The sequence below is a fragment of the Arthrobacter sp. 01T428 genome (assembly GCF_056398685.1).
This window is the reverse complement of the sequence record NZ_JBFTPW010000041.1, coordinates 1-5,471: the sequence shown is the minus strand read 5'-3', so window position 1 is coordinate 5,471 and position 5,471 is coordinate 1. Positions and strand designations below refer to the sequence as shown.

Annotated in this window: 4 protein-coding genes and 1 rRNA gene; 4 read left to right on the top strand and 1 reads right to left on the bottom strand. The window is 62.5% G+C overall.

Annotated features, from left to right (window positions below; translation table 11 throughout):
• Positions 1 to 77 (top strand): 5S ribosomal RNA (gene rrf, locus AC1DJB_RS23515); the annotation flags it as partial.
• Positions 78 to 220: 143 nt separating this feature from the next.
• Here the strand turns inward: rrf and AC1DJB_RS23510 are convergent.
• The gene (locus AC1DJB_RS23510; RefSeq protein WP_307053657.1) at positions 221 to 1,513 is read right to left on the bottom strand and encodes an ISL3 family transposase; all 1,293 of its coding nucleotides are present in this window, start codon (positions 1,511 to 1,513) and stop codon (positions 221 to 223) included.
• 331 nt (positions 1,514 to 1,844) lie between these two features.
• Here AC1DJB_RS23510 and AC1DJB_RS23505 point away from each other — a divergent pair, with 331 nt between their 5' ends.
• The 3 genes from AC1DJB_RS23505 to AC1DJB_RS23495 all read left to right on the top strand — a co-directional run bounded on the left by AC1DJB_RS23505 (position 1,845) and on the right by AC1DJB_RS23495 (position 5,015).
• Positions 1,845 to 2,573, top strand: coding sequence for a GntR family transcriptional regulator (locus tag AC1DJB_RS23505; RefSeq protein ID WP_284988892.1), 729 nt, complete (start codon positions 1,845 to 1,847; stop codon positions 2,571 to 2,573).
• Between the two features lie 84 nt (positions 2,574 to 2,657).
• Positions 2,658 to 3,854, top strand: coding sequence for a CaiB/BaiF CoA transferase family protein (locus AC1DJB_RS23500; protein WP_441438454.1), 1,197 nt, complete (start codon positions 2,658 to 2,660; stop codon positions 3,852 to 3,854).
• Positions 3,855 to 5,015 (top strand): acyl-CoA dehydrogenase family protein, encoded by a 1,161-nt coding sequence (locus tag AC1DJB_RS23495; protein WP_332603740.1) that lies wholly within the window; start codon positions 3,855 to 3,857, stop codon positions 5,013 to 5,015.
• Positions 5,016 to 5,471 lie beyond the last annotated feature (456 nt).

The window sequence follows — 5,471 nt, the reverse complement described above, 5'->3', positions numbered from 1 at the left end:
CGAACCCGGAAGCTAAGACCCACAGCGCCGATGGTACTGCACCCGGGAGGGTGTGGGAGAGTAGGACACCGCCGGACAACCATTCACCGGCCAGGCCCCGACACACCGTGTCGGGGCCTGACCCACTTAAAACACCCCAACACACGAGCGAGGGTCCCACGAAAACCCCCGCATACCGGCTCTTCACGGTTCGTGGGGAAATAGATCCCTGGGATGAGTGTCATGCCGCCGTCCGGGCGGCACTTCTCAAGAGGATAATCGATTTGTAGTTGCTGGGGTTCCGGTATCCGCGCGCGGTGCGCTTGATCTGCTTGATGGCCGTGTTGTTGGCCTCGACCTTTCCCGTCGTGGCCCCGGTGACAATGAGGACCTCGATCTCTTTCCACCACCGGCAGACGGTGCGGTAGAGCCTGCTCGTCTCCGGCCGTGCCGCTGCCTTGACCAGGTCCTCGAGTTCTTGCTTCGCCGTCGCGGCGTCCTCCAGGGAGCCGGTGCGCAGCAGGAACCGCAGCTGTTCCTTGACCTGCCAGACTGCCTGGAGCGTGCCGGTCGGATCGTCGGCCGCGAACACTTCTGACAGCCGGTGGGCTGCCTTCTCCGTGAGGGTATCGCCGGCGCGCAGGAGCAGCATCCGGTGCGCCCAGGCCTTGTCCACGGCCCGTCCCCGGCGGCCCTTGACCTGTTGGGAGAGGTTCTGCCTGGCCTCGGTCACGGCCTGGTTGGCCAGGGAGACCAGGTGGAAATGATCGACCGCGACGGCGGTGCGGGGAAGCCACATCCGCAGCGCTTTCCGGAACGCTGCGGAGGGGTCGATCGCGACGACCTGAACACCGAGCCGCCATGCCAGCGGCCGGGCGAAGAGCCAGTCCCCAACGCCCCTGTGGTCCCGGCCGTCCACGACGCCCAGGACCTGGCCCGTGTCCAGGTCAACGATCGTGGTCATCCACGGCTCGTATCGGGTCCACGTCTTGGATTCGGGGTCCTGGAAGTAGCGCACGGACCGGAAGCGGTGCTCGTCGATGCCCAGCATCCGCGGGCTGAGCTCGTCCACGTCAGGCAGCGTCATAACGCAGGCTTCAGTCAACGCCGCCCGGACCATCCACCAGGACACCGCAAAGGCGGCAGCCGTCTCCGAGACAGCCCGGCCCGAACGGATGACCGCGTCCACGAGGTGGTCCCGGAGCCGGCCGGTGGAGCGGGCCCGGGCCGGGACCTGGGCGGTGGATTCAAAGAACGAGAGCCTCCCGCACGCCGGCTCCTCGCAGTACCAGCGGTACTTGGACCAGAGGACCTCCACGGCACCGGCGACGGGAATGTCCCGGATCCGTTGGAAGCGGCGTTCCTTCCGCCGTGAGGCAACCACCCCACATGTGGGGCAGCCCGGCGGCTGCTCGGTTTCGACAATGACCCGGCGACCGCCGCCAGGGCTCAGGCTGGTGGAGATGACGCGGTAGTCGGGCAGGTTGAAGAGGATGGTGGCAGCGTCGGCCGCCACCCCGGTAGGCTCGATCAAGGCTCGTGGTCCTGTTCCAGGTTGAATGCTTAGACACACTCATCCCAACAGGGCCACGGGCCCTCTTGTCTTCAACGACACGAACTCAGTTCCCCACCAACCACGAAGAGCCCGCATACCTGAGCGGGCGTCCCACGAAAACCCTTTATTACTGAGCGGCGGTCCGGGGCATCCAACCCCGGCCCACCCATGGCCCGGTTTCCCCGGACCCCCGCTCGGATATGGCCTCGAAATCCCAAACCCCCGCTCGCCTATGGACCCGAAATCCCAAACCCCGGCTCACATACGCACCCTCCGAGAGCAGGTCGGCGTCGACCCTTACAATGTCAGGATGAGTAGCATGCAACAGGTTACTCCCGGAGTGTCGCTGACAGCGCAGGCCACAGAGATGCTGCGGGCGGCAATCACGTCCGGTGAGATGACGCCCGGGGAGCATTATTCCGCGATCGGACTAGCCGAAAGACTCGGCGTGTCCAGAACGCCGGTACGTGAGGCCCTGCAGCTGCTCGAAAAGGAGGGCATTGTCCGGATCGAGAAGAACCGCGGCGTCCGCGTGCTCCAGATTTCACTTGATGAGATTGTGCAGATCTTCCAGATCCGAATTCTTCTTGAGCCCCCGGCAGCGGCTAGGGCCGCCGAGGTCATCACCAAGGACGACTTGGAGCATTTCCGGTTGTTGCACGGGCGGATCCTGGACGCTGCGGCCGGCGAGGACGGTCCCGGCACCCTGCAGGCGGACAAGGAATTCCATCTGTTCCTCATGGGTTTGGCGGGTAATCCCCGCCTAACGACCCTGGACGGCGAGCTCCGCAATCTCGTTCTCGCGCAAGGGTTGGTGACCATCCCTTCAATCCGAAGCAGCCAGGACTTGGCGGACGACCGTCGAGGCATTCTCGAGGCATTGGAGCGAAAGGACCCGCAGGCTGCATCGGCCGCGGTTCGAGAACATGTCACCCGTACCGCCCGGCTTCTCATTACGGGCGTTTGCGCGAAGACGCCGGGGCTGTCCTCTGATGCCTATCTGGCGAAGCTGGATCAGCTGACGAAACTCCGCGGCTGACTCCAATACGGCGAGGAATTGTTTACAAGCTGAAGACAATCCCTTACAGTTGCATGCAACATACAACTATCGGGGGAGATGGTCGTGGAATCCACAGCGGACAGCCGAAGCGGTCTGCCTCAGCCCTTGGCTGGAATACGGATCGCGGACTTTTCGCGGGTTCTAGCCGGACCGCTGTGCTCCATGATGCTGGCCGATTACGGTGCGGACGTTATCAAGATAGAGAGTCCTGCCGGCGACGATACCCGGGCCTGGGTCCCACCTATGGACATCGACGGCACCGGCACCTATTTTGCAAGCGTCAACCGGAACAAGAGATCAGTGGTAGCCGATCTCAAGTCCGATGAGGGATTGAGCTATGCCCGAGCGCTCGTGGCCGGCTGCGACGTCGTTATCGAAAACTTCCGCCCGGGAGTCATGGCGAAATTCGGGCTCGATTTTCAGACCGTCTCCGAGAGCCGGCCGGATATTGTCTACTGTTCGATCTCTGGCTTCGGGGCTGGCGCCGGCGCGGATCTGCCTGGCTATGACCTGCTCGTGCAGGCACTTGGCGGTCTGATGAGTATTACCGGCCAAGCGGACGGAGAACCCAGCAAGGTGGGGGTTGCCCTGGTTGACGTCCTCACGGGACAGAATGCCCTGGCAGGGATCCTGATGGCCTTGCGGGTGCGCGATGCCACTGGGACCGGCCAGCAGGTGCAGATCAACCTCTTTTCCTCGCTCCTGGCAGCCCTGGTCAACCAAGCCACGGCCACTTTGGCCACGGGCTGTTCGCCTGCCCGGCTAGGTAATGCACACCCCAGCATTGCCCCTTATGAGACATTCCGCACTGGCGGCGGCATGCTCGCCATCGCGGTCGGTAACGACCGGCAATTTGCGGCCCTTGCGTCAGTTCTGGGACTCAAGGGATTGCCCGAGCAAGCGAGGTTCTTCACTAACGAACGCCGTGTAGCGTCCCGTGAGGAGCTGCGGATTGTGATCGAGACTGCGCTCGATGCTGACACTGCTGCGAATTGGCAACGGAAATTGCTCGCCGCCGGTGTTCCTGCGGGGAGGATCAACAGCGTCGGCGAGGCTTTCGAACTGGCAGAGCGCCTGGGGCTCGAACCGTCGATCATTGTCACTGACCCCGCCACAGGTCGCAGCTCCCGGCAGTTGACCAACCCGATCCGGCTGTCCGCGTCGGCGCCGAGCTACAGGCAAATTCCCCCGGACATTGGCGAGCACCAAGGGTCTACCTTCGCAGTCCGACCTCCAAACACATCCGCGAAAGGCACATAGATGTCCGATATCAGCGATCTGATTGACTTTGATTCCCTCCTCAGCGCGGATGAGCGTGCACTGCGCGATTCGGTGCGGGCCTTCGTGGATAGCGAAGTCAGGCCACACATCGCAACTTGGTATGAAAGGGCCGTTTTCCCGCTGGAACTTGTCCCTGAACTGGCCAAGATGGGCCTGCTCGGCATGCACCTGAAGGGTTACGGCTGCGCCGGCCGATCCGCCGTCGAATACGGCCTGACCGGAGCGGAACTTGAGGCTGGCGATTCCGGGCTGCGGACCTTCGTCTCGGTGCAGGGCTCACTGGCGATGAGCGCCATCTACAAGCACGGTTCGGATGAACAGAAAGCCGAATGGCTGCCTGCGATGGCCGCGGGGGAAGCGATCGGCTGCTTCGGGCTGACGGAACCGACGGCGGGGTCGGATCCGGGTGGCATGACTACCTTTGCGCACCGCGACGGAGGCGACTGGATCCTCAACGGATCAAAACGCTGGATCGGCCTAGCGTCGGTCGCCAAAGTCGCCATCATCTGGGCCCAGACCGACGGCGGCGTCCGCGGCTTTGTAGTCCCAACCGAGACACCTGGATTCACGGCGACGCCGATCGAGCCTAAGCTCTCCATGCGGGCCTCCATCCAATGCGACATCGAATTGTCCAACGTGCGACTACCCGAAAGCGCAATGCTGCCAAACGTCGTCGGGCTCAAAGGGCCCTTCTCATGCCTGAACGAAGCCCGCTACGGGATCATCTGGGGCGCCATGGGCGCTGCTCGCGATGCGTTCGAGGTAGCCCTCGATTACTCCAAGGGCCGCCTGCAGTTCGGCAGGCCGCTGGCCGGCTACCAGCTGACCCAGCAGAAGTTGGTTGATATGGCCCTGGAGATCAATAAGGGATTCCTCCTGGCCTTGCACCTTGGGCGCAAGAAGGACGCCGGCACATTGCAGCCGGACCAGATTTCGGTGGGCAAATTGAACAACTGCCGCGAGGCCATCAAGATTGCCCGCGAAGCCCGCACAATCCTTGGCGGCAACGGAATAACGCTGGACCACTCACCCTTGCGGCATGCCAACAACCTGGAATCCGTTCGCACGTATGAAGGCACCGACGAAGTCCATACCCTGATCTTGGGTAGCAAGCTCACTGGTATCGCCGCGTTCCGTTAGGGGCCCGACGCCGGAACCCGCGTTCCGCCGTCGACGTCGCCGCGGCGGTCCGATCGGGCGCTGTGGATCCCTCTGAGGTGCGGGGTACGGCGGGGCGTCAGTGCTGGATTTGCGCGCGGCACAGAAGCCGTGTAATGTCTTCTAAGTCGCCGCGAGGGAGACAGCCTAGAGCTGGGAACCACGGGTGGCCAACCCCTTCGAATTGAGCCTAAAACGGCTGGTGCTTCGTGCGCCGCAATTTGAGGGAAATTCGAATTGTAATCGTGAAATTGGTTGAGATACTGATTTGCAAAGCGATGGTGGTTCGGGTAAGTTTGGGAAGTTGCTCCGGAGCGAGTCTGGGCCCTTTGGTGGGTGTGGGTGGTGCCGGGTGTGTCTGTTGTTTGAGAACTCAATAGTGTGCCAAGTTTGTTGATACCGATTTGTTTTTATGAATTGGTTGATTTTGCCGGGCCT

What these genes read in the sequence shown, in the direction of transcription:
- AC1DJB_RS23505 (WP_284988892.1), top strand. Translation starts at nt 1,845, where the DNA reads ATGAGTAGCATGCAACAGGTTACTCCCGGAGTGTCGCTGACAGCGCAG.
- AC1DJB_RS23495 (WP_332603740.1), top strand. Translation starts at nt 3,855, where the DNA reads ATGTCCGATATCAGCGATCTGATTGACTTTGATTCCCTCCTCAGCGCG.